At 34.0% G+C, this 24,642-nt stretch carries 20 protein-coding genes; 11 read left to right on the top strand and 9 right to left on the bottom strand.

The window, feature by feature from the left end:
* Positions 1-96 precede the first annotated feature (96 nt).
* Both QLQ95_RS12720 and QLQ95_RS12725 read left to right on the top strand, forming a co-directional pair.
* Positions 97-1,005, top strand: a complete 909-nt coding sequence (locus QLQ95_RS12720) for a helix-turn-helix domain-containing protein (protein ID WP_320492846.1) — start codon at positions 97-99, stop codon at positions 1,003-1,005.
* A 92-nt stretch (positions 1,006-1,097) separates the two neighbouring features.
* Positions 1,098-1,937 carry an oxidoreductase gene (locus QLQ95_RS12725; protein ID WP_320492847.1) on the top strand — a complete coding sequence of 280 codons (840 nt, stop codon included), beginning with the start codon at positions 1,098-1,100 and terminating at the stop codon, positions 1,935-1,937.
* A gap of 380 nt (positions 1,938-2,317) precedes the next feature.
* Here the strand turns inward: QLQ95_RS12725 and QLQ95_RS12730 are convergent, their stop codons facing one another.
* The 8 genes from QLQ95_RS12730 to miaB form a co-directional block, all read right to left on the bottom strand.
* Positions 2,318-3,517, bottom strand: coding sequence for an alkaline phosphatase family protein (locus tag QLQ95_RS12730; protein ID WP_320492848.1), 1,200 nt, complete (start codon positions 3,515-3,517; stop codon positions 2,318-2,320).
* 454 nt (positions 3,518-3,971) lie between these two features.
* Positions 3,972-5,603: a chaperonin GroEL gene (groL, locus tag QLQ95_RS12735; RefSeq protein ID WP_095928620.1), complete on the bottom strand. Its 1,632-nt coding sequence runs from the start codon at positions 5,601-5,603 to the stop codon at positions 3,972-3,974.
* 81 nt (positions 5,604-5,684) lie between these two features.
* Positions 5,685-5,960, bottom strand: coding sequence for a co-chaperone GroES (locus QLQ95_RS12740; RefSeq protein WP_008467105.1), 276 nt, complete (start codon positions 5,958-5,960; stop codon positions 5,685-5,687).
* 144 nt (positions 5,961-6,104) lie between these two features.
* A complete protein-coding gene (gene secG / locus QLQ95_RS12745; protein WP_095928621.1) occupies positions 6,105-6,449 on the bottom strand; it encodes a preprotein translocase subunit SecG in 345 nt (114 codons plus the stop codon).
* 3 nt (positions 6,450-6,452) lie between these two features.
* Positions 6,453-8,270 carry a tetratricopeptide repeat protein gene (locus QLQ95_RS12750; protein ID WP_482504049.1) on the bottom strand — a complete coding sequence of 606 codons (1,818 nt, stop codon included), beginning with the start codon at positions 8,268-8,270 and terminating at the stop codon, positions 6,453-6,455.
* A 99-nt stretch (positions 8,271-8,369) separates the two neighbouring features.
* Positions 8,370-8,873: an LptE family protein gene (locus tag QLQ95_RS12755; protein ID WP_095928622.1), complete on the bottom strand. Its 504-nt coding sequence runs from the start codon at positions 8,871-8,873 to the stop codon at positions 8,370-8,372.
* Between the two features lie 81 nt (positions 8,874-8,954).
* Positions 8,955-10,214 (bottom strand): sigma-54 interaction domain-containing protein, encoded by a 1,260-nt coding sequence (locus tag QLQ95_RS12760; RefSeq protein ID WP_095928623.1) that lies wholly within the window; start codon positions 10,212-10,214, stop codon positions 8,955-8,957.
* A gap of 158 nt (positions 10,215-10,372) precedes the next feature.
* Positions 10,373-11,818, bottom strand: coding sequence for a tRNA (N6-isopentenyl adenosine(37)-C2)-methylthiotransferase MiaB (miaB, locus tag QLQ95_RS12765; protein WP_482504050.1), 1,446 nt, complete (start codon positions 11,816-11,818; stop codon positions 10,373-10,375).
* Positions 11,819-12,379: 561 nt separating this feature from the next.
* Between miaB and topA the strand changes: the two genes are divergently transcribed.
* The 8 genes from topA to QLQ95_RS12805 all read left to right on the top strand — a co-directional run bounded on the left by topA (position 12,380) and on the right by QLQ95_RS12805 (position 23,364).
* Positions 12,380-14,896 carry a type I DNA topoisomerase gene (topA, locus tag QLQ95_RS12770; protein ID WP_482504051.1) on the top strand — a complete coding sequence of 839 codons (2,517 nt, stop codon included), beginning with the start codon at positions 12,380-12,382 and terminating at the stop codon, positions 14,894-14,896.
* Positions 14,897-14,902: 6 nt separating this feature from the next.
* The gene (locus QLQ95_RS12775) at positions 14,903-16,054 is read left to right on the top strand and encodes a formimidoylglutamase (protein ID WP_320492854.1); all 1,152 of its coding nucleotides are present in this window, start codon (positions 14,903-14,905) and stop codon (positions 16,052-16,054) included.
* A 262-nt stretch (positions 16,055-16,316) separates the two neighbouring features.
* On the top strand, positions 16,317-17,711 hold the full coding sequence (porK, locus tag QLQ95_RS12780; protein ID WP_095928630.1) for a T9SS ring complex lipoprotein PorK/GldK: 1,395 nt from the start codon (positions 16,317-16,319) through the stop codon (positions 17,709-17,711).
* Between the two features lie 56 nt (positions 17,712-17,767).
* Positions 17,768-18,415 (top strand): type IX secretion system motor protein PorL/GldL, encoded by a 648-nt coding sequence (porL, locus tag QLQ95_RS12785; RefSeq protein WP_095928631.1) that lies wholly within the window; start codon positions 17,768-17,770, stop codon positions 18,413-18,415.
* A gap of 51 nt (positions 18,416-18,466) precedes the next feature.
* Entirely contained in the window at positions 18,467-20,008 is a 1,542-nt protein-coding gene (gene porM / locus QLQ95_RS12790; protein ID WP_095928632.1) for a type IX secretion system motor protein PorM/GldM, read from the top strand.
* 44 nt (positions 20,009-20,052) lie between these two features.
* Entirely contained in the window at positions 20,053-21,042 is a 990-nt protein-coding gene (gene porN, locus QLQ95_RS12795) for a type IX secretion system ring subunit PorN/GldN (protein WP_095928633.1), read from the top strand.
* 180 nt (positions 21,043-21,222) lie between these two features.
* Positions 21,223-22,212, top strand: coding sequence for a type IX secretion system ring subunit PorN/GldN (porN, locus tag QLQ95_RS12800; RefSeq protein WP_095928634.1), 990 nt, complete (start codon positions 21,223-21,225; stop codon positions 22,210-22,212).
* Positions 22,213-22,290: 78 nt separating this feature from the next.
* Complete coding sequence (locus tag QLQ95_RS12805; RefSeq protein WP_095928635.1) at positions 22,291-23,364, top strand: NAD(P)/FAD-dependent oxidoreductase; 1,074 nt, start codon at positions 22,291-22,293, stop codon at positions 23,362-23,364.
* Here the strand turns inward: QLQ95_RS12805 and QLQ95_RS12810 are convergent.
* Complete coding sequence (locus QLQ95_RS12810) at positions 23,345-23,728, bottom strand: DUF983 domain-containing protein (RefSeq protein ID WP_095928636.1); 384 nt, start codon at positions 23,726-23,728, stop codon at positions 23,345-23,347. The genes QLQ95_RS12805 and QLQ95_RS12810 overlap by 20 nt on opposite strands.
* A 337-nt stretch (positions 23,729-24,065) precedes the next feature.
* Between QLQ95_RS12810 and QLQ95_RS12815 the strand changes: the two genes are divergently transcribed.
* Positions 24,066-24,641 carry a TerD family protein gene (locus QLQ95_RS12815; protein ID WP_095928637.1) on the top strand — a complete coding sequence of 192 codons (576 nt, stop codon included), beginning with the start codon at positions 24,066-24,068 and terminating at the stop codon, positions 24,639-24,641.
* The last annotated feature ends 1 nt before the right edge of the window (position 24,642 follow it).

Below are 24,642 nucleotides of genomic sequence, written 5' to 3' on the forward strand. Positions count from 1 at the left end.
TTTTCTAATTTTCTAATTGACACATTCTCAAGTTCTCAAATTAACACATTCTCAAATTATCTAATTAGAATAATTTGATTTTCGTAACTTTGCCAAATGAAACTGACAGAAACACTAGAAGACTTTTATACAGTAAAAATAAAAGGAATGCCCGAGAATCTTAAAAAGGAAATCGGACATTTTAATGTTTTTAAATTGGATGATTATGTTGGAAGTACTTGCAATCCATTGCCTTATACCAGAAAAGACTTTTATAAGATAAGTCTAATCATTGGTAAAAACAAAGTGCATTATGCAGATAAGGTTGTAGCGATTGAAGATCAGGCATTATTCTTTGCAAATCCACAAATTCCGTATAGTTGGGAGCATATTGATGAAAATCAAACGGGCTTTTTCTGTATTTTTACAGATGCATTTTTTAGTCAGTTTGGAAATTTAAAAGAATACCCATTATTTCAGCCAGGCGGGAATCCTGTTGTTCCTGTTTCTGCAGCATTAGCAGAATCTCTAAAAACGGTCTATTTAAAAATGTTCGAAGAAATCAATTCTGATTATGCTTTTAAATATGATGTGCTTCGAAATCTGGTTTTTGAAATTATTCATTTAGCATTAAAAACACAAACCGTAACTGCTTCATTATATAGTAAATCGAATGCTACAATTCGCGTTTCTTCTTTGTTTTTAGAATTATTAGAAAGGCAATTTCCTGTCGAATCCATTTCACAGCAAATTAATTTTCGTTCGCCGTCAGAATATGCCAATCAGTTAAATGTACATGTAAATCATTTAAATAAAGCGTTAAAAGAAACAACAGGAAAAACAACTTCTCAGATTATTTCGGAGAGAATTGTTCAGGAAGCTATGATTCTTTTAAAACAAACCAATTGGAATATTAATGAAATTGCTTGGTGTTTAGGTTTTGAAGAATTGTCTCATTTTATTAATTTCTTCAAAAAAAATGTTCAGGTTTCTCCTAAAAACTATCGATTAGCAGAAATTGATTGATTTTTGCAACTTCTTACTTGATTGCTTTAATTTTTAAGAAGCCCTTTGGCAATACCTTTGTCCTGTAATTATAAACGTAAAAATTTAAGATCATGGAAAATAACAAAGTTTGGTTTATTACAGGTGCTTCAAAAGGACTTGGATTAGAGTTAGCGAAAAAATTATTAGCAGAGGGTTTTAAAGTGGCTGCAACGTCAAGAAATGAAGCTTCTTTAAGTGCAGCATTAGGAAAAGCATCAGAGAATTTTCTTCCTCTTGAGATGGATTTAGTGGATGAAAAAAGTGTAAAAACAGCAATTGATAGAGCCGTAAACCATTTTAAAACAATCGATGTTTTAGTCAATAATGCTGGTTACGGATTGTTGGGAGCTTTAGAAGAATTAACAGATGCAGAAGCTAGAAAAAACTACGAAGTAAATGTTTTCGGATTATTAAATGTAATTAGAAATGCAATGCCTATTCTTCGTGCCAATCAATCGGGGCATATTTTTAATATTTCTTCTGTTGGAGGATATTATGGAGAATTTCCGGGTTGGGGAATTTACTGCTCGACTAAGTTTGCGGTTGCAGGTCTAACTGAATCTTTAGCGGCAGAAATTAAGCCTTTTGGAGTGCATGCTACAATTGTTTATCCAGGTTATTTTAGAACCGATTTCTTAAAAGACAGCTCGCTTTTAGTGCCAGAAAATCCAATTGCCGAGTATAAAGAAGTGAGACAATCTGAAAGTGCTCATAAAGACGATATCAATGAGAATCAGCCAGGTGATCCAGTTAAATTGGCGGAAGCTTTAATTAAAGTAAGTCAAGACCAAAATCCGCCTTTGCATTTATTTTTAGGTGAAGATGCTTTTAATATGGCAAACCAAAAAATAGCAAGTGTTCAGAAAGAATTAGAAGGATGGAAATCGGTTTCGGTTTCGACTGGTTTTTAATGGGCCAATTTGATAATGTGTCAATTTGATAATTTGTCAATTTGATAATGATTTGACCTCATGTATGTCTGTAGAGACGCACCGCAGTGCGTCTCACGCAACGTAACCACAATGATTGATATGCGTAACCTAGACGCACTGCGGTGCGTCTCTACAGATATATACTGTGCGAATTTGTTTTTTTTGAATTGCCTCCAGCTTTAGCTGGAGGTAAGCATTTAGAATAGAAGAAAGGCTTTAGCCAAACGACAAAGTTTGCCTAAAGCCTTTCTCTTATAAAGTTTAATTTTTTTATTCAGCTTTAGTTGCAGGCAATTCAATTAATTATTTAATTCAAGAATTTTCTAATTATCAAATTTTCTAATTGCCTCATTCTCTTATTAGCGAAGCATCGATTTTACATCACTTAACTTCCCGTCAATTTCTCCAATCTGCAGACCTAAAATATGAGCAATTAAAGGGTAAACCGACACATTCTGAAATGTTTTTACTGTTTTATCAACTTTAAAAGCAGGACCTTTTGCATAAAATATAGCGTGCATGTCTTTTTCCTCATTGTCATAACCATGCGTTCCGCCATTTATATGTGTGCTTTCTTTGCTTACTAAACTCCAACCTTTATCGGCTTCTATAACGAAATCATGCACACGCGGATTTGTTCCGTAATGTAATCTTTTTGGGACTTCTGTCGCTTTCCAAAATTTAATATGTGGCACTTTTTTCAAAGCATTGGCAATAGAATCCTGATAGCCTGGTTTTGCCTGCAAACTCATAATTGGATTGACAACATCCTTATATCCTAGCCATTCTGGTTTTAAATAATCTAAAACAGCTACTTTTTTATCGTTACTGATGGTGGCCATTCCGTGATCTGAAACGATAATTAAATTAATTTGTTTTCCAATAGGCAATTGATCTAATCTTCTTGATATTTCGCCCATAATCGAATCCATTTTGATCACTGTTTTTTCAGTTTTTGGCGAAAGCGGACCAAAATTATGGCCTGTATGATCGGGTTCGTCAAAATATAAAGTAACCAAATGCGGACGTTGTTTTTCTGGAAGCTGTAACCATTTCATAACCGTATCGATTCTAGCTCCGTATGGAACTTTGCCATCGTAGTTTTTGAAATAACTCGGATTTCTTTTGTCAATATCAGAACCTGGCCAAAAGAAAGAAGCGGTTTTTACACCTTGCTGTTCGGCTAAATTCCAAATCGGATTTCCGCCATAAAATCTCGAATCATTTTTAGCATTACTAGATAATGAGAAAGATTGATTCAAAGAAGCATCATAAAAAACATTATTGATGATTCCGTGATGATCTGGGTAAAGTCCCGTTACAATGGAATAGTGATTTGGAAAAGTTTTACTTGGGTAAGAAGGTTTCATTGATTTGGCATGAACGCCTTCTTTTTCAATTTGCTTCAGATTCGGAAGATTATACATTTTGCCATAATCCCAGCGAAATCCGTCCATCGAAATTAAAACAACATAATTGTCTTTGCTATTTTGGGCTTGTAAAACGAATGAAAGAGAAAGAAAAACTAAAGATAGGAGTGAAGTAAAATACTTTTTCATTTTTTGAATATATTATGCCTGCAAAGGTAGATATAACAGATTTTTTAAAGAAAAAGAGAATGTTAAATAAAAAGACAGCCACGATTTGACCATTGAGAATAGCCACGAATTCACGAATTATTTTTTTATAATCTGTATCTATTTTGTTAGCCACAGATTACACAGATTAAAAGGATTAAAATAAAATCTGCGAAATCTGTAGGAGTAAATTTTCACGCAGATTTAAAAGAGATTTAAGCAGATTTTTTAAATTTTAATCTGCATAGATCTGCCAAAATCAGTAAAATCTGCGTGAAAAAAATTATAGACAAAGCTTGGAAAATCCATTAAATCAATGAAATCTGTGGCAAAAAATAAACACACAGATTTGAAAATATAATTCGTGAATTCGTGACGAACAAAAAAAGCGCTAGAAGTAAATCTAGCGCTTTTAATTTTTAAGAAGAGAATGAAATTACATCATTCCTGGCATTCCGCCTCCCATTGGCATTCCGCCTCCAGCATTTTCTTCTTTAATATCAATTAATGCACATTCTGTAGTTAAGATCATTCCAGAAACAGATGCAGCGTTTTCAAGAGCTACACGAGTTACTTTTTTAGGATCGATAATTCCAGCAGTAAGCATGTCTACATATTCGTCAGTTTTAGCGTTGTATCCAAAATCACCTGAACCTTCAGAAACTTTAGCCACAACAACAGAACCTTCAAGACCAGCGTTTTCAACGATAGTTCTTAATGGAGCTTCAACCGCGCGAGAAACGATTTGGATTCCAGTAGCTTCGTCAGCATTGTCTGCTTTTAAGTCCGCTAAAGCAAGTTTAGCTCTTAATAAGGCAACACCACCACCAGCAACGATTCCTTCTTCTACAGCAGCACGAGTTGCGTGTAAAGCATCATCAACTCTGTCTTTTTTCTCTTTCATTTCAACTTCAGAAGCTGCACCAACATAAAGAACTGCAACACCTCCAGCTAATTTAGCCAAACGCTCTTGTAATTTTTCTTTATCGTAATCAGAAGTAGTAGTTTCCATCTGACCTTTAATTTGGTTTACTCTGTTTTTGATGATATCAGCTTCGCCAGCACCGCTTACGATAGTTGTATTATCTTTATCGATAGAAACTCTTTTTGCGTTTCCTAACATTTCGATAGTTGTATTTTCAAGAGTATAACCTCTTTCTTCAGAAATTACAGTTCCGCCAGTTAAGATTGCGATATCTTCTAACATTGCTTTTCTTCTGTCTCCGAAACCTGGAGCTTTTACAGCAGCAATTTTAAGCGCACCTCTTAATTTGTTTACTACTAATGTAGAAAGAGCTTCTCCGTCAACATCTTCAGCAATAATCAATAATGGTTTTCCTGATTGAGCAACTGGCTCTAAAACTGGAAGTAATTCTTTTAAAGAAGATACTTTTTTGTCGTATAATAAAATGTAAGGAGAATCTAATTCAACTTCCATTTTCTCTGGATTTGTTACGAAATAAGGAGAAAGGTATCCTCTGTCAAACTGCATTCCTTCAACAACGTCAACGAAAGTATCAGTTCCTTTAGCTTCTTCTACAGTGATAACACCTTCTTTTCCAACTTTAGCGAAAGCTGTAGCGATTAATTCACCAATAACTTCGTCATTGTTAGCAGAGATAGAAGCAATTTGTTTGATTTTATCAGAATCACTTCCAACAACTTTAGCTTGTTTCGCTAAGTCAGCCACGATAGTTTCAACAGCTTTGTCGATACCACGTTTCAAGTCCATAGGATTTGCACCTGCTGCAACGTTTTTAAGACCTTCTTTTACGATCGCTTGCGCTAAAACTGTAGCCGTTGTAGTTCCGTCTCCAGCTAAATCATTGGTTTTAGAAGCAACTTCTTTTACCATTTGCGCACCCATATTTTCTAGTGCGTCTTTTAATTCGATTTCTTTTGCAACAGAAACACCATCTTTAGTAACAGTTGGTCCACCAAATGATTTTCCGATAATTACGTTACGACCTTTTGGTCCAAGAGTTACTTTTACAGCATTTGCTAATGCATCAACACCACGTTTTAATCCGTCACGTGCTTCAATATCAAATTTTATATCTTTTGCCATTTTAATTTTTGTTTAAAGTTTGATTTGTTTCAAGTTATTGAAGTTCTTAATTCTTAATACTTCGTACTTAATACAATATTTTTAGATAATCGCTAAAATATCATCCTCGCGCATGATTAGATAATCAGTGCCTTCTAGTTTTAACTCGGTTCCTGCATATTTACCGTAAAGAACAGTATCTCCAACTTTTACAGTCATTGTGTGATCTTTAGTTCCGTTTCCTACTGCAACTACAGTTCCTTTTTGTGGTTTCTCTTTGGCAGTATCTGGAATAAAAATACCTGAGGCAGTTTTAGTTTCAGCTGCAACAGGCTCGATAAGTACGCGGTCTGAAAGCGGTTTAATGTTTAAAGCCATGATTTTATATTATTATAAGTTATACGTTTTTTTTCTGTTCTATAAACTTTCAGAAACTATGCCATGCTAGAAAAACTGACATTATTTCTTAAAAAAAATGCCAGCTTTGACAGGCTGGCATTAGATTGTATATCGAGCTACTTTTTATTTTGCTGGTGCAGGTGTTGCAGGAGCAGGAGTAGTTCCTTGTGCTGGAGCTGCAGGTGCATTTACAGGAGCTTCAGTTTTATCAATGATTTTAGAATCTGTATCACTTAAAGATCCAGAGAAGCTTAAGCTAGAAAGTAAAATTAGCACAATTAAAACAGTAGCTAAAGTCCAAGTACTTTTATCTAAAAAGTCAGTTGTTTTTTGTACTCCACCTAACATCTGCGTTCCGCTGATAGTAGAAGACAATCCGCCTCCTTTAGGGTTTTGTACCATGATAACGATGATCAATAGAAAACAAACTATTGTAATTAAAACTAAAAAAATTGAAAATGTGCTCATTACTTAATTATTGTTATTGTTATTTTGTTGTAAAATCTTTATATCCGATATGCGGTCTGCAAAGAAAGTAATTTTTTCTGGATATTTCAAAATTAATATTTCATAAGCTTGAATTGCTTTTGTATATTTCTTTTGTTCCAGATATACTCTGGCCAGAGTCTCGGTCATTAAATACGAATTGTCCTCTATAACGGGCTCAATTTGAACTGTTGGAGTACTTGTTCCAGGTTTAATTGGAGAGATTTTCGGATTGGTTTCGATAAATTTATCGATAATTTCAGCCTTCTTTTGTCTCTCTTCTTCTTTAGCCGCTTCAATTTTAGCTTGTTCTTCTGGAGAAATTTCATTTGAGCGGTCAATTGGTTCTGTTCGAGACAATTGAAGCCATTCTTGAAATGAATGTTTTTCGCTAAGAGAAAAATCCAAAGGTTTTCCAATTTCTAAATGTTCTGCAGCTGTTCTAGCAGGCTCATTAGGCTCTTCCTCTTCGATTATTTCTTCAAGCGGCTCTTCATTTTCTTCTATGATTTGCTCTTCTTCTTTATCCTCAGATTTAAGAACTTCTAGGATTTCTGCTTTTGGTTCCTCAGGTGTTTTTGTTTCAGCTTCTTTAATCGAAGAAAGAATAGATCGTTCAACAGAGTTCATTTTAAATTCTGGAATAATCATTTCTTCAATTACGCTGTCGTCTTCATCTTCTTCAACAACATTTAGAGCAGGTTCTTCTACAATAGGATCTGCTTTTACTTCTTCAGTTTCTATAGGTTGTTCAGCGCTTTTGGCTTCTGCTTCTTTAATCGAACTTAAAATAGAGTTTTCGACACGCTCATTTTTAGGTTCTTCAGCTTTTACAGGTTCTGGTAGAGAAGGTGTTTCAGAGCCCTTTATCGAACTTAAAATGGAACTCTCTATACGATCAATTTTAGGTTCTTCAGTTTGTATTGATTCTGAAAACGGAGCTGTTTCAACTTCTTCTTCTATATTACCTGAAATAGTAAGTTCAACAGAATCAATTTTCTGTTCCTCTTCTATTGTAGGTTTTTCAAAAGTTACAGTTTGCGCTTCTTTTATGGCAGTAAAAGTAGATAAATCTATTTCCGGAAGTGGTTTTGGTTTTTCCTCTTCTATTATAGGTTTTTCAAAAGTTACATTTTGTGCTTCTTTTATCGCAAAAATAGAAAAATCTATTTCAGGAATTGGTTTTGGCTCTTCTTCCTTAATTGATGGCTTTTCAAAAGTTATTGTTTGAGCCTCTTTTATGGCAAGAAAAATAGAAGGATCTATTTCTGGAAATTTTTTAGGCTCTTCAACAATTACTGGTTCTTGAGCTTTTATTTCCTCAACTTTTACTGGTTCTTCAGTTTTTGCAGATTCTTCAACTTTTACAGGCTGTACAACCGAAGGTATTTCAACGACAGAAGTTTGAGCTTCTTTAGTTGTATCTGAAACAGGCAGTTCTTCAATATCGGTTTTTACTTCAATTGCTTTTTGAATCTGCTCTGGTGAAATTATTTCACTGTCAAAAACAGTAATCTCGAGAAGATCTCTCAATTTCTGTTCGTAAAAATCATTTTGAATAGAAGTGAAAGCTTCAGATGTAATAAAATCAAATAAAACAGAACGATCAGCCGTGTATGCTGCTGTAACTTTCAAAGCATAATTATACTTAAAACTATTTTGATTGTAAAGTCCTTTTAATCGCAATGCGCGCGCACTTTGAAAATACGGAAATTCATTCAAAACACTTCCTAATGCGTCCGCCTGCTTTTCTGTAATAGCATCGGGTTTATTCATTAAGTAGGTATAATCGCTAACGTTCATTATTTGTTTTTTTGTTTGATCGGTTAATTGTTTATTTGTTTTTGCTTGTTTTATCGATTAAACGGTTTTATAGTTTAACGATTAAACAAACAGGCAAAACTACCATTTTGCCAATGATTGATTAAAGATATCTTGGGTGATTCTCTCAAAAATTACTCTGATTGCTTCGTTTAAAACAGATCCTGTTGGAAGATCTCGTCCAGGGAAATCGTAATAGAATTCAAAAGATTTTTCAAAATCGTCTGTTTCTTTCTTTTTGTTCGTAAAACGCACATTTACACGAATAGATAAACGGTTTTGTGCAGCCTGCTGATCTGCAGTTGCAGTCATTGGTGTAATTCGGTAATCTGTAATTTCACCTTCGTAAACCAAATCGCCACTATTGCTAACCAAGTTTAAGTTGGTCTGATTCATTATCAAATCCTGCAAAGCCAAAGTAAAAGTTCTATCGATTCCTGGTTCAATCAAATCTGCATTATTCTGAAAGAAGTTAACCTGAAATGTTTTGGCATCGATTTTTCCAGTTCCTGTAAAGTTATAAACAGAACAGCCACTCAACATAAAAAGGCTTAATAGTGCGAAAAGAGAATATATTTTTTTCATAATGTGTATTAGTCAAATTCCAAATTCGAAATTTCGCCAAATATAGTAATTTGGGATTTGGTATTTAAAAATTGAGATTTATTATAGGTCGAATTGCTTGATTTTACGGTATAAAGTTCTTTCAGAGATACCTAATTCATCAGCAGCGGCTTTACGTTTTCCTTTATTTTTTTCTAATGATTTTTTGATCATTTCGATTTCTTTCTGCTCCAAACGTAAAATTTCTTCCTCCTCGATAGTTTCAGCAAATAAATAATTATCGTCTTGCATCTGATAATTATCTTCACGAACAACAGGAGAGGTCACAACAGCGGTTCTTGGCTCTTCTTCAAAATCAATCTCGCTATCATTTTGCTGATTTCCGTAAATTTTCTGGATCAAATTCGGGTTAATGTCTTGAACTTTAGAAGTCCCATTTTTCATCAATTCGAGAGTCAGTTTTTTCAAGTCGTTCAAATCGCTTCTCATATCAAAAAGCACTTTGTACAAAATATCTCTTTCGGTACTAAAATCACTTTCTTTTTTGCTGTCGTTAATAACTGAAGGTAAATTGCTTCCTTCGGCAGGCAAATAAGATTGTAAAGTAGCTAAGGTAATATCACGATTAGTTTCTAAAACTGAAATTTGTTCTGCCACATTTCGAAGCTGACGAATATTTCCGCTCCATCTGAATTTCTGTAAAAGCTGAACAGCATCATCATCCAGTCTTAAAGGAGGCATTTTGTATTTATGAGCAAAATCGGCTACAAACTTTCTAAACAACAAATGGATATCGTCGTTTCTTTCTCTTAATGGAGGTAAAGTAATTTCGACTGTGCTTAAACGATAATACAAATCTTCACGGAATTTACCTTTTTCAATAGCATTAAATAAATTCACGTTGGTTGCTGCAACAATTCTCACATTCGTTTTTTGAACCTGAGAAGATCCTACTTTTATAAATTCACCATTTTCCAAAACACGAAGTAATCTTACTTGAGTTGTTAATGGTAATTCTCCAACTTCATCAAGAAATATTGTTCCGCCATCAGCCACTTCAAAATAACCTTCACGCGTGCTTGTTGCGCCTGTAAAAGCTCCTTTTTCGTGACCAAAAAGTTCACTGTCAATTGTTCCTTCCGGAATTGCACCACAGTTTACGGCAATATATTTACCATGCTTTCTGTGCGAAAGCGAATGTATAATTCTAGGAATATTTTCTTTACCAACACCACTTTCCCCAGTTACCATAACCGAAATATCAGTTGGAGCAACCTGAATGGCTTTTTCGATAGCACGATTTAATTTTGGATCATTACCAATAATCTCAAATCGCTGTTTTATTGCTTGAACTGTTTCCATAGTTTTTTGTTTCAAGTTTTTGTTTGTTTCAGGTTTCAAGTTTTAACCGTTAACCTTTAACTTTTAAACTTTTGGCTTATAGTTTTGGCTTATAGTTTTGTTTCAGATTTTTATTTTCAAGTTACGGAAATAACCTGAAACTTGAAACCTGAAACAATTTAATTCATATCAGAATATCCTACTGCTTCACCTTTTAAAGTTCCGCTAGTACAGCTTGTGATTTTTACGTTTACGAAATCTCCAATCTTATAATTCTCCTTTGGAAAAACTACTGTGATGCTTTGAGAGTTTCTTCCTGAGAATTCTTCTTTGGATTTTTTAGAAACTTTTTCGACTAAAACTTCAACTGTTTTTCCAACAAATTCTTCGCTTCTAAACCAAGCATGTTTTTGTTGTAAATCAACGATTTCTTGTAATCTTCTTGCTTTAGTTTCTTCCTCCACATCATCTTTCATTTTTCTCCCTGCCAAAGTTCCAGGGCGCTCAGAATACGAATACATATAACCGAAATTATATTTTACATATTCCATCAAGCTCATTGTATCTTGGTGGTCTTCTTCAGTTTCTGTTGGGAAACCAGCAATCATATCTTGCGAAATCGAAGCATCAGGAATAATTGCCTTAATTTTATCAATCAAAGCCATATATTCTTCACGAGAATGCAGACGATTCATTTCTTTTAAAATTCTATTACTTCCAGATTGAACCGGTAAGTGAATATGTTTACAGATGTTTGGATATTTCGCAATAACATGCAGAATGCTTTCGTGCATATCCTGCGGATTAGAAGTCGAAAATCGAATACGCATTTTTGGAAAACCAACAGCAACCATTTCTAGCAATTGATCAAAATCAACCGCAGTTGCTTTCTGCATTTCAGAAGCGTTTACAAAATCCTTTTTCAAACCGCCGCCATACCAAAGGTAGCTGTCAACGTTTTGGCCTAAAAGAGTAACTTCTTTATAGCCTTTGTTCCATAAATCCTGAATTTCAGCCATAATACTCTGTGGTTCACGACTGCGTTCGCGTCCGCGTGTAAAAGGCACAACACAGAACGTACACATATTATCGCATCCACGAGTAATCGAAACCAAAGCTGTAATTCCGTTACTCATTAAACGTACGGGTGAAATATCTCCATACGTTTCTTCTTTTGATAAAATTACATTAATGGCATCACGTCCTTCTTCAACTTCAGCCAATAAATTCGGAAGATCTTTATAAGCATCTGGACCAACAACTAAGTCAACGATTTTTTCTTCTTCTAGAAATTGGCTTTTCAAACGCTCCGCCATACAGCCCAAAACGCCTACCTTCATTTTTGGATTCGTGCGTTTTACTGCATTGTATTTCTCTAAACGCTTGCGAATAGTCTGTTCTGCTTTATCTCTAATAGAGCAAGTGTTGACCAAAACCAAATCGGCCTCTTCTAGAACAGAAGTAGTGTTATAACCTCCGTCAGACAAGATGGAAGCTACGACTTCACTGTCCGAAAAATTCATCGCACAACCGTAACTTTCTATAAATAGTTTTTTAGTATTCTCAGGTTTATTTTCCAAAACAAGACTTTCGCCCTGTTTGCTTTCTTCAATAATCTTTTCCATTGTAAAAATTCAAAGTGCAAAGATAGGGTAATTGAATCTAATATGACAAGATGTCAGATAAAGAATTAACAATGTTTTGAGAAATGTTGATTAATAGTATTTTACATTTCTCTTTTACGTTTTTACAATATTTTAGGAGCTATTTCCAGCTTTCCACTTCAAGTCCTCATAAAAAAAGCAAAGTTTCTAATGTTATAAAAAGAGCTTCCTTTGGTCGCTTTTTTAAAACAAGAAACTTTTGCTTTTTTTTACTCCGGGCTTTCCGTTGCAATCTGGGCTAGGAAATTCGATTTCAAAAGAAAACTTAACTAAAGTAAGTTGCAAATTAAATCGTAGATTTTAAGAAATGTTTTTTACAATTTAAAATTTTAGCTCTGAAATCTAAAATTAAAAGGGATTTCTTGGTTAAAAATCACTAAAAGTTATACCTATATATATTATCGAGATTATTACAGATAAATCTGCAATTTTAAGTTTCATAATATCAAAATACCTCAAAAATGCATTCGTAAGGTTAATATTTAAAAAAAATAAATACTTTTGTTGCAGAAAAATAGAGCAATGGCAAAGAATTTAGTAATAGTGGAGTCACCTGCAAAGGCGAAAACGATCGAGAAATTTCTTGGGAGTGATTTTCAGGTGGAGTCAAGTTATGGACACATAGCGGACTTACCATCAAAGGAAATAGGAGTAGATGTAGAAAATGGTTTTAAACCTAAATATGAAGTTTCTCCGGATAAAAAAGCCTTGGTAACGAAGCTGAAGTCACTTTCTAAAAATGCCGAAACGGTTTGGTTAGCATCCGATGAGGACCGCGAGGGAGAGGCTATTTCATGGCACTTGGCGGAAGAATTAAAGCTAGATAGAAAAAAGACCAAACGAATTGTTTTTCACGAGATCACAAAATCTGCGATTCTTAAGGCAATCAACAATCCAAGAGAAATTGATTATAATTTAGTAAACGCACAACAAGCACGTCGTGTTTTAGACCGTTTAGTGGGTTATGAATTATCTCCAGTTTTATGGAGAAAAATTAAAGGCGGACTTTCAGCAGGTCGTGTACAGTCAGTTTCTGTACGTTTGATTGTGGAAAGAGAACGCGAAATTCAAAACTTTAATGCAGTTGCAACGTACTCAATTGTTGCAGAATTTGTAAATGAAGCAGGAAAAGCTTTCAAAGCAAAACTTCCAAAAAACTTCAATACTAAAAAAGAAGCCGAAGATTTCTTAAATCAAAACATCGGTTCTAAATATAAGGTAGCTGATTTAGAAACTAAACCTACCAAAAAATCTCCAACAGCACCTTTTACAACTTCTACATTGCAGCAAGAAGCAGCAAGAAAATTGTACTTGCCAGTTGGAATTACCATGCAATTAGCACAGCGTCTATACGAAGCCGGACTTATTACTTATATGAGAACCGACTCGGTAAACCTTTCTAAAGAAGCAATGGATGCTGCACAAGCAGAAATTATCAAATCTTACGGGAAAGAATTTTCTAAACCAAGAGTTTTTGCTAATAAAAGTAAAGGAGCACAAGAAGCGCACGAAGCAATTCGTCCAACTGATATGTCTCTTCACACCGTAAATATTGACCGTGACCAAGCTCGCTTATACGATTTGATCTGGAAAAGAACTTTGGCTTCGCAAATGAGCGACGCACAATTGGAAAGAACAAATGTAAAAATCGAAGCAGATAATCACAGCGAAATTTTTACAGCTTCTGGAGAAGTATTGCTTTTTGAAGGTTTCTTAAAGGTGTACTTAGAAGGTCATGATGATGATGAGGAAGAGCAAGAAGGAATGCTTCCGGCTTTAAAAGTAAACGAAAAACTGGCGAATAATTATATTACAGCCACAGAACGATATTCAAGACCGCCTGCCCGTTACACTGAGGCATCTTTGGTTAAAAAATTAGAGGAACTTGGAATTGGTCGTCCATCTACATATGCACCAACTATTTCTACAATTATTAATAGAAATTACGTAGAAAAAGGAACTCTTGAAGGTGTAGAACGTAATTATACACAACTTACTTTGCAGAATAGTAAAGTAGGAGAGAAGCTTCTAAAAGAAAATACAGGTTCTGATAAAGGAAAATTGGTTCCAACAGATATCGGAACTATCGTTACAGATTTCTTAGTGAAGAATTTCGGAAATATTCTAGATTATAATTTTACTGCAAAAGTTGAGCAAGATTTTGATGAAATTGCCGAAGGAAATATTGACTGGGCAAAAATGATGCAGGATTTCTACAACAAATTTCACCCAAATGTAAAAGAAGTTGAAGCAAATGCTGAACGTGAAAGTGGTGAAAGAATTCTAGGAAAAGATGCAGACGGAAGACAAGTTTCTGTTCGTTTAGGAAAATTTGGACCAATGGCTCAAATTGGAGAAGCAGACGATGAAGATAAAAAGTTTGCTAGCTTAATGGCAGATCAGAATATTGGAAACATAACATTAGAAGAAGCTTTGAATTTGTTCTTGCTTCCAAAAAGTTTAGGTGAATATAAAGGAGAAGAAGTGGAAGTGAGCAATGGTCGTTACGGTCCTTACGTTCGTCACGGAAGCGTTTTTATTTCACTGCCTAGAGGAGAAGATCCGCTAAGTATTTCTAAAGAAAGAGCTCAGGAATTAATTGACGAAAAAGCACTAGCTGATGCGCCAATTGCAGTTTATAAAGGAGAAGCTGTTCAAAAAGGAGTGGGACGTTTTGGACCATTCATTAAATGGAACGGACTTTTTGTAAACGTAAGCAAGAAATATAATTTTGATAATCTTTCTCAAGCTGATGTTGAAGAGTTGATCGAGGACAAACTTCAGAAAAACATTGATAAGGTTATCCATAATTGGGAAGAAGAAGGAATTGTAGTAGAAAAAGCCCGTTGGGGACGCTCTGTGATTCTGAAAGGAAAAATCAAAATTGAATTAAGTAAAGATGTTGATGCAACGAAATTAACATTGGCTCAAGTTCAAGAAATGATCGCGGCAAAAACACCAGCAAAGAAAACTGCTGCTAAAAAAACAACAACGGCTAAAAAAGCTCCAGCTAAAAAAACAGCTGCTAAAAAGAAATAAGTATAAATGGAATTTGATTTTCTAGAACCAGTTAATGACGCAATTGTAAAATTCGTCGGCGCACTGTCTTCACAAGAGCTTGGAAGCAAAGTTGTCTTTCATACCCAAGATCAGTTTCCTGATATTGCACAGATTAATATTGCTATAATTGGTGTTTTAGAAGACCGTACAAATATCAATATGATTAACGAAGTTAATCTTTCTGCTGTGCGTAAAAAGCTTTATGGAATGTTTCCTGGCAACTGGGATGCTTCAATTGCAGACCTTGGAGATATACTTGCAGGCGATTCTGTAGAGGATACTTATTATGCATTAAAGAAGGTTACGGCTACATTAATTAAGAATAAAGTCATTCCTATAGTCCTGGGAGGTTCTCAGGATTTGACCTATGCTTTGTATCGTGCTTACGATGATTTAGAGCAAATGGTAAATTTGGTTGCAGTTGATAATAGATTTGATTTTGGTAAGGAAAATGAATCAGTTTCGGCTAATTCGTACTTGACAAAAATTATTATTGATGAACCAAATAACCTTTTCAATTACTGTAATATAGGATATCAGACCTATTATAATTCGCAAGAAGAAATTGATCTAATCGAAAAGTTATTCTTTGATGCATATCGATTGGGCGAAATTTCAAACAAAATCACTTTGGCTGAGCCAGTTTTCAGAGATGCAGACTTGGTTAGTATTGATTTGAATTCTGTAAAGTCTTCTGCTTCAGCAAATATGGTTACTTTTGAGCCAAACGGATTTAATGGAAAAGAAATTTGTGCTTTAGCAAGATATGCTGGTATTAGTGATAAAGTTTCTTCATTTGGAATATTTAATCATAACAGTACAACGGCGGAGTCGGCTATTATTGCTCAGATTGTTTGGTATTTTATTGAAGGCTATCACTATCGCTCAAAAGAATATCCATTTGGAAGCCGAGCAAACTATTTAAAGTATATAGTTCCGTTGGATGATGAAGAATTGATATTCTATAAAAGTGACAAAACAGATCGTTGGTGGATAGAAATTCCATTTGAATCAAACGGCAACAATAAATTGAAAAGAAATACGTTATTACCCTGTTCTTACGACGAATATTTGTCAGCTTGCAATCAAGAATTGCCGGAAAGATGGTGGAAAGCGCAACGAAAAAACGCTTTGTAGTTCGAAAATTTAAGCGAAATCTTAAATTTTTAAAACTTGTTTAAAATAGTTAAAATTAATTAGTAAGAAAATACGTGTAATATATAAAAATTAACGTTTTACATCGATTTTTTAGAACAGTTTATCGATAAAATATTTTTTTTTTATTTTATTTAACATTATTTTTGAACGGTAAAATAAATTCGCAAGTAGTATTGTTTTTTAGATAAATAATAAATACGTTTACGGACTTTTAATAATGAATAGATAATCCCAAATTTATATGAAGAAGTTTATTGCATTTGCAGCAATGTTAACACTAGTAATCGGCTGTGGTAAGTCAGGTGACAAAGGTGAATTAGTTGGTGTTACAGGAGGGAAATGGCATCCCGAGAAGCCTTATGGAATGACATTAGTTCCGGGCGGATCTTTTATTATGGGTAAATCAGATGCTGATTTAGCTAACGTAGAAGATGCTCCAACTAAAACTGTAACCGTGCGTTCATTCTATATGGATGAAACAGAAATTACAAATAGTGAATATCGTCAATTCGTAGAATGGGTGAAAGATTCTACAATGAGAGTTCGTTTAGCAATCTTAGCAGATGAAACTGGACAGAAAGCTACTGATGGAAAAGGTAAAAAAGGCGGAAGCATTGCTGATTACGCTTTTAATGATTCTGATCCAGAAAAAATGACAGCTTATGATAAATATATGTATGACAACTACTATAGTGTTGGTACTAAGGATGATCCATATGCTGGAAGAAAATTAAACAGAAAAGTTAAGTTAATTAAAGATACAAAAGCATATCCAGATGAGTATTACGCTGAAGTAATGGATTCTATGTATTTGCCAATTGAAGAATCATACAATGGTTTAAGAACAATTGATGTAAATAAGTTGAAATTCCGTTATTCTTGGATGGATATTCAAGCTGCTGCAAAAGCTAAAGTTGGAAAAAGAAGTGATTTCGTAAAAACAGAACAGGTAAATGTTTATCCTGATACTGCAGTTTGGATCAAAGATTTCGCTTACTCATATAATGAGCCAATGCACAACGATTATTTCTGGCACAAAGCTTATGGAGATTATCCTGTAGTTGGTGTTACTTGGAAGCAAGCTAAAGCATTCTGTGCTTGGAGAACTTTAAACAAAAACAGTTATATTAAATCTAAGAAAAAAGGACGTGATCTTGTAAACTCTTTCAGATTACCAACTGAGGCAGAGTGGGAATACGCTGCTAGAGGAGGTCTGGAATCTGCTACTTACCCTTGGGGAGGTCCTTATACTAAAAGTGATAGAGGTTGTTTCTTAGCAAACTTTAAACCAAGTAGAGGAGATTATGCTGCTGATGAAGCTTTATATACAGTAGAAGCAAAATCATATGACGTAAATGGTTATGGATTATACAATATGGCAGGAAACGTTTCAGAGTGGACAGATTCAGCTTACAATCCAAACGCATACGAATATGTTTCTACAATGAATCCAAACGTAATTGATGGTAAAAATCAAAGAAAAGTTGTTCGTGGAGGTTCTTGGAAAGACGTTGCTTATTTCCTACAGGTAAGTACTCGTGACCACGAATATGCTGATTCTGCTAGAAGTTATATCGGATTCAGAACTGTACAAGATTACATGGGTACTCAAGTTACAGGAAACAGAAAAAAGTAATTTTATAATTTTATCAATATCCAACAAATCTATTTTAAACCTAAAAAAAAAGTATTATGGCATTATTAAGTAAAAAAGCAATGAATTTCGCTTATGGTATGGGAGCGGCAGTGGTAATCGTTGGAGCGTTATTCAAAATTACTCACTTTGAGATTGGACCATTAACAGGTACAGTTATGCTTTCAGTAGGATTAGTTACTGAGGCGTTAATTTTTGCGCTTTCTGCTTTCGAACCAGTTGAAGAAGAACTAGATTGGACTCTAGTTTACCCAGAATTAGCTAATGGACAAGCAAGAGAGAAAAAAGCTAAACCTGAATCTGCAACTGATGCTCAAGGATTATTATCTCAAAAATTAGACACATTATTAAAAGAAGCTAAAATTGACGGTGAATTAATGTCAAGTTTAGGAAACAGCATCAAAAATTTCGAATCTGCTGCTAAAGGAATTGCTCCAACTGTAGATTCAATCGCTGGACAAAAGAAATATTCTGATGAATTAACTTTGGCTGCTACTCAAATGGAATCATTAAACGGTTTGTACAAAGTACAATTGGAAAGTGCTTCTAGAAATGCTGAGGCTAACAAAGAAATTGCTGAAAACGCTACAAAATTAAAAGAACAAATGGCTTCTATGACAGCAAACATTGCTTCTTTAAACAGTGTTTACGGTGGTATGCTTTCTGCAATGAGTAACAAAGGATAATTAGTTTTTAACTAAATATTAAATTTATTAATAAGAACTAATTAAAGAAAAATGGCAGGAGGAAAATTAACCCCTAGACAGAAGATGATTAACCTGATGTACCTGGTTTTCATCGCAATGTTAGCAATGAACGTATCAAAAGAAGTAATTTCTGCTTTTGGTTTGATGAATGAAAAATTCGAAGGTGCAAACACTAGTTCTATAGAGTCAAACGCTGGTTTATTAAGCTCTTTAGATCAAAAAGCTGCTGAAGCAAAAGGAGAATTTGCTATTGCTGCAGTAACAGCTCACAAAGTTGAAACAATTACAAAAGATTTTTATGATTATATAGCTACTCTAAAAGCTCAGGCAGTTAAAGGTTTCGAAGTTGATAAAGCAACAGGAAAAATGCCTTACGAGTCTATGGATAGAGGAGATAATATCGACGACTGGTTTACAGGAGACGGTTACACTAAAAAAGGTAACGAAATTATATCTAAAATCGAAAAATATAAAGCTGATATTAAAGCGGCTTTAGGAACAGACAAAAAATACGCGTCAATTATTTCTGAGGTTGAAAAGAAATTCGATGTTTCTGATGTTAAAAACAAAGAAGGGATTAAAGAAAAATACTTAGCGTACCACTTTAAAGGATTCCCTGCAATTGCTACAGCTGCAAAACTTTCAGCTTGGCAGAATGACGTTAAAAAAGTTGAAACAGACGTTTACAACAGTGCTTTAGGTAAAGCTGCAGTTGCAGCTGCTTCTTACAGCAACTACCAAGCAATCGTTGTTTTAGATAAAAATGCTTATTTCCAAGGAGAAAAAGTTACAGGTAAAGTTGTTTTGGGTCGTTATGATGAAAATACTACACCAACTTCTTTTCAAGGTCCAGGACAAATTGTGAACGGACAAGCTGTTATCTCTTTAACTGCAGGTGGAGTTGGAGAACAAGACATCAACGGACAATTTACTTTCTTAGAGGATGGAAAAAATATTCCTTTAAAATTCTCTGGAAAATATGTTGTAGTTCCAAGACCAAACGCTGCTACAATTTCTGCAGACAAAATGAACGTAGTATATAGAGGAGTTGTTAACCCAATCTCTGTATCTTTTGCTGGTGTTGATGCAAACAAAATTGTTGCAAGTGCTCCAGGTTTAGCTTCTGCTGGAAAACCAGGAAAATATAACATGAGCCCAGGTCAAGGTACTGAAACTACAATTTCTGTAACAGGTACTTTACCAAACGGTGACAAAGTAACTGATAAGAAAACATTCAGAATTAAAGGTATTCCTGGTCCAACAGGAACAATTAGAGGTGAGATGGGAGTTGTTAAAGGTCCTAAATCTAACTTAGAGATTGCTACTATTGGAGCTAAACTTCTTGATTTTGATTTTGAAGTTGGTTTAGATGTTGTTGGATTCAATATGAAAATTGCTGGACAACCTACAGTTGTTGTTACAGGAAACAAAATGAATGCACAATGTAAACAAGTACTTTCAAGAGCAGGTAAAGGAGACCAAGTTACTATTTCTGAAATTAAAACTAAACTTGTTGGAGCTGGTAGTTATTTATTACCAAGAACTGCTCCTGTAATTTACGAAATACAATAATAAAGTAGTGTAAGCTACATTCAATATCTTATAACGATACCACGATGAAAGTAAGAAATTTTTTAATAGCTATTGTTTCTATCGCTGGAGGTTTTGCTTCTAATGCGCAATCTAATTTGCTAAACGCTAAAACTCCTGCTCAGATTGGACTTAAAACTCCTGCTCAATTAATATCTGATAATGATAAGCCATTGGCTTATGGTTATGTAGATGATAGAGATATCTTGATGGGAAAAACAACATGGGAGATCATTGATTTAAATGAAAAAATCAACTTTCCATTATATTTTCCAGTAGATACAGCTAATATTGGTCCTAACAGACGTTCTCTTTATGACGTTTTAACTAAAGCTATTAAAGGTGGAAAAGTTACTGAAGTTTATACTGACAGTTATTTCAATACTAAAAAATCTATGAAGGACATCGAGGGCTCATTATCTCGTATTGATACAACAGATGCAGGTAGAGAGTTAATTAACCAATATCCAGATGACTATAAATCACGTGTTGTGAAGAAAAAAGTTGTTTCAGGTAAAGGTAAAAATAAATCAGTTTCTTATGTTGAAGAGACAGTTGGGCCAACAAGAACTGTTCCTGCTGAATATATCTTAAAACAAGATCTTACTGCTGCAGATGTTACTCAGTATAAAATTAAAGGATACTGGTATTTTGATAAACGTCAAAGTGAATTAAAATATCGTTTACTAGGAATTTGTCCTGTAACTCCAGACGTTTATACAATGAATAGTGATGAAAAGGATTATATTGAATTGTTTTGGGTATTCTTCCCAAATGCCAGAGAAGCATTGCATGAAGCAAAAGCTTTCAATGACAACAACTCAGCTCTTCCAATTTCATTCGATCAGATTTTAAATTCAAGACGTTTTAATGCTGTTGTTTACAAAGAAGAAAATCTTTATGGAGACAGAGCAATTAGCGATTATATGAAAGACAACGCACAAAATCAGTTGTTGGAATCTGAAAGAGTGAAAGAAAAAATTCGCAACTTCGAACAAGATATGTGGAACTATTAAGTTGATACATAGCATGATAATTAAAAAACTCTTACTACCTTTGTAGTAAGAGTTTTTTTTTATGTCAATATGTTAATATAGCTGCCTAATGTAGGTAAGATATATTATTTTATATTTATGTAAGAAAAATAACAATATTTATGATAAAATTTCGTTTAATGTCTTGTAAAAATTATCATGATGAAAGTAAGAAATTTATTAATCGCTATTGTTACTGTTCTTGGAGGCATATCTTCTAATGCTCAGTCTAATTTACTTAATGCCAAAACTGCTGATCAGATAGGGTATAAGACACCCGCTCAAATGATATCTGATAATGATAAACCTCTAGCGTATGGTTATGTTGATGATCGAGATGTTTTGATGGGAAAGATGGTTTGGGAAATTATAGATTTAAATGAAAAGATAAATTTTCCGTTATATTTTCCGGTTGATACGGCCAATATTGGTCCAGATAGACGTTCGCTTTATGATATTCTAACCAAAGCAATGAGAAACGGTAAAATAACAGAAGTTTATACAGACAGTTATTTTAATACAAAAAAGACTTTAAAAGACATTCAAGGATCTTTGTCTCGTGTTGATACAACAGACGCGGGTAGAGAACTTATTAATCAATATCCTGATGATTATAGAACGCGTGTTGTTAAGAAGAAAGTGGTTACAGGTTCTGGAAAAAATAAGAAAGTCAATTATGTAGACCAAACGGTAGGACCAACTAGAACAGTTCCGGCCGAATATATTTTGAAGCAAGATCTTACGGCGGCTGATGTAAGTCAATATAAAATTAAAGGATTTTGGTATTTTGATAAGAGGGAAAGTGCATTAAAATATCGCCTTCTGGGAATTTGCCCAGTGACGCCCGATGTTTATACTATGAATAGTGATGAAAAAGATTATATTGAGCTATTCTGGGTTTTCTTTCCCAATGCCCGAGAAGTACTGCATGAAGGAAAAGCTTTTAATGAACAGAATTCCGCCTTGCCGATTTCCTTTGATCAGATTTTAAATTCAAGACATTTTAATGCTGTGATATATAAAGAAGAAAACGTCTATGGCGATCGTGAGATTAAAGATTATATTAGAGATAATGCACAAAGCCAATTGCTAGAATCTGAAAGAGTAAAAGAGAAGATTCGTAATTTTGAAGAAGATATGTGGAATTACTAAGTTCATAAACTCATAATAAGAAAAACTCTTGCTACCTTTGTAGTTAGAGTTTTTTTTATTTTATCTATACACTTCACAATGCTTGATTATTTAATCGTCGGATCTGGATTGGCTGGAATTTCTTTTGCCGAAATCGCCTTAAAAAACAATAAATCTATTTTAGTTGTTGATGACAAATCTCAGAATTCTTCGAGAATTGCTGGAGGTTTGTACAATCCCGTTATTCTGAAGCGTTTTAGTGAAGTCTGGAACGCCAAAGAGCATTTGGTTTTAATGAATGAGTTTTACCAACAGGTTGAAGACAAACTGAACGAGAAATTCAATTTTAAAATGCCAATTCTTAGAAAGTTTTTTTCAATTGAAGAACAGAATAATTGGTTTGCAGCTTCAGATAAAATAAACTTGGCTCCTTTTTTATCAACGAAACTAATTACTAAGAAGTATCAAGGTATTGATTCTCCTTATGATTATGGAGAAGTTCTACATACAGGCTATGTTAAAACTGGACAACTATTAGAAAGCTATAAAACCTACTTAAAGGAAAATAATTTGCTTCTTGAAGAATCTTTCCATAGTTCTTTCTTGGAAATTCTTGATTTAGGAATTCAGTATAAAAATATTAAAGCACGCCATATCATTTTTGCAGAGGGTTTTGGGCTGCATAAAAACCCTTATTTTAATTATCTCCCTTTGGATGGAACAAAAGGGGAACTGTTTTTAATAAAAGCGCCAGATTTGAAATTGGATTTAATTGTTAATACCAGTGTTTTTATTTTACCAGTAGGAGGCAATTTGTTTAAAGTTGGAGCTACTTACAATTGGCATGACAAAACAGATCTTCCTACCGAAGAAGGGAAACAAGAGCTTTTAGATCGCATTAAAGAAATTATTACCTGCGATTTTGAAATTGTAAAACATTTTGCTGGAGTTAGACCAACAGTTGCCGACAGAAGACCTTTGGTAGGTACTCATGAAGCATACGAATCGATTCATCTTCTTAACGGATTAGGGACACGTGGTGTAATGCTCGGACCGGCTTTAGCGAAAATGTTGTATGATAATATTGAAAGCGGAACTCCAATAGATAAAGAAGCAGATATAAAACGCTTCCATAAAAGATATTTAAAATCTCTTATTCCTGACCGGCCTTAGGATCGTACGAAACAAACATATTAATGTATAAGTTTCTTGAAAGACGAAGTACAAAAGGAAACAATGCAACTAATGTCAAGATAATTGCAATAAAGGCTTGTTCGATTGTGGCTCCAAAAAAGACAAATGAAACAATAAAAGCAGCAATTCCTACCGCAACATTTAATCCGTAACTAACGTACATTGCGCCATAAAAAAAAGAAGGTTCAATTTGGTATTTGAATCCGCAATGGCTGCAATGCTCGTTCATTTTGAGAACCTTACTCAAATGAAGCGGATTTTTGTCTTCATACATGCTTTCTTTTTGGCATTTTGGACAACTTCCTGTTATAATGCTATTTAATTTGGAACCTCTTTTAAACATTTTAATGCTGATGTAATTTTAGAAATATTGTAAACTAAGAATTAATCTTTATAAAAGTGCTTACAATTTCAATTTTGAGTTTTTAGAATAAAATGTAAATATAGCAATAATGTTTGTTTTTTGCTCGGTCTTGTATTCTCATTAGTTTAAGATAAATCTTTGTCGTAATTTTTTGTTGGTAAATAATTTATTATGTAAAAATTAAATCAACGCAATTTTAATAGAATTGTGCTTTAATTTGTTGATAATTTTTTTGCTTTTACGGTTTTCCTCATTATTAATGGTCTTCTTTTTCGTATTATTGTGCAAGTTAATTTTTTTAATATAAAATAGAATAATGGCAATAAATTTACAAAAAGGACAAAAAATTGATATAGGCCTCTCTAATATTACTGTTGGTTTAGGATGGGATCCAAATGAAGGAACTGGCCATGATTTTGATTTAGATGCTTCAGCCATTATGATTAATGCTGATAGAAAACTTTTAGGTGAAAGCTATTTTGTTTTTTATAATAATTTATCATCTCCAGATGGAGCTTTATTGCATACAGGTGATGATCCAACTGGAGGAAATAGTGATGGAGACGATGATGAAGCGATAAAGGTAGATTTAGCTAAAATTAACGATGCAATAGAAGAAATCCTTTTTGTAGTTACAATTGAAGATTTTGAGCGCAGAAAGCAAAACTTTGGACAGGTCCGAAATTCTTATATTAGAATTGTTGACGATTCAAATGGTCAGGAGATTGCTAAATATGAATTAGGAGAAGATTTTTCTATTGAAACAGGTGTTGAATTCGGAAGATTATATAAGAGAAATGGTAACTGGAGATTTGAGGCTTCAGGAATTGGCTACAGAGCTGATTTAGGTTTCTTCTTAGAGAAATATTATTCGGGAGAAATAATTAAATAAA

It is taken from the genome of Flavobacterium sp. B330r (assembly GCF_056824325.1).

Bases quoted from the DNA above. Each gene is read 5' to 3' on its own strand.
- QLQ95_RS12725 (WP_320492847.1), top strand. From the start codon at position 1,098: ATGGAAAATAACAAAGTTTGGTTTATTACAGGTGCTTCAAAAGGACTT.
- porL (WP_095928631.1), top strand. From the start codon at position 17,768: ATGGCATTATTAAGTAAAAAAGCAATGAATTTCGCTTATGGTATGGGA.
- porN (WP_095928634.1), top strand. From the start codon at position 21,223: ATGAAAGTAAGAAATTTATTAATCGCTATTGTTACTGTTCTTGGAGGC.
- topA (WP_482504051.1), top strand. From the start codon at position 12,380: ATGGCAAAGAATTTAGTAATAGTGGAGTCACCTGCAAAGGCGAAAACG.
- secG (WP_095928621.1), bottom strand. From the start codon at position 6,449: ATGAGCACATTTTCAATTTTTTTAGTTTTAATTACAATAGTTTGTTTT.
- QLQ95_RS12810 (WP_095928636.1), bottom strand. From the start codon at position 23,728: ATGTTTAAAAGAGGTTCCAAATTAAATAGCATTATAACAGGAAGTTGT.
- porN (WP_095928633.1), top strand. From the start codon at position 20,053: ATGAAAGTAAGAAATTTTTTAATAGCTATTGTTTCTATCGCTGGAGGT.
- QLQ95_RS12755 (WP_095928622.1), bottom strand. From the start codon at position 8,873: ATGAAAAAAATATATTCTCTTTTCGCACTATTAAGCCTTTTTATGTTG.
- porK (WP_095928630.1), top strand. From the start codon at position 16,317: ATGAAGAAGTTTATTGCATTTGCAGCAATGTTAACACTAGTAATCGGC.
- groL (WP_095928620.1), bottom strand. From the start codon at position 5,603: ATGGCAAAAGATATAAAATTTGATATTGAAGCACGTGACGGATTAAAA.
- porM (WP_095928632.1), top strand. From the start codon at position 18,467: ATGGCAGGAGGAAAATTAACCCCTAGACAGAAGATGATTAACCTGATG.
- QLQ95_RS12815 (WP_095928637.1), top strand. From the start codon at position 24,066: ATGGCAATAAATTTACAAAAAGGACAAAAAATTGATATAGGCCTCTCT.
- QLQ95_RS12805 (WP_095928635.1), top strand. From the start codon at position 22,291: ATGCTTGATTATTTAATCGTCGGATCTGGATTGGCTGGAATTTCTTTT.
- miaB (WP_482504050.1), bottom strand. From the start codon at position 11,818: ATGGAAAAGATTATTGAAGAAAGCAAACAGGGCGAAAGTCTTGTTTTG.
- QLQ95_RS12740 (WP_008467105.1), bottom strand. From the start codon at position 5,960: ATGGCTTTAAACATTAAACCGCTTTCAGACCGCGTACTTATCGAGCCT.
- QLQ95_RS12720 (WP_320492846.1), top strand. From the start codon at position 97: ATGAAACTGACAGAAACACTAGAAGACTTTTATACAGTAAAAATAAAA.
- QLQ95_RS12750 (WP_482504049.1), bottom strand. From the start codon at position 8,270: ATGAACGTTAGCGATTATACCTACTTAATGAATAAACCCGATGCTATT.
- QLQ95_RS12775 (WP_320492854.1), top strand. From the start codon at position 14,903: ATGGAATTTGATTTTCTAGAACCAGTTAATGACGCAATTGTAAAATTC.
- QLQ95_RS12730 (WP_320492848.1), bottom strand. From the start codon at position 3,517: ATGAAAAAGTATTTTACTTCACTCCTATCTTTAGTTTTTCTTTCTCTT.
- QLQ95_RS12760 (WP_095928623.1), bottom strand. From the start codon at position 10,214: ATGGAAACAGTTCAAGCAATAAAACAGCGATTTGAGATTATTGGTAAT.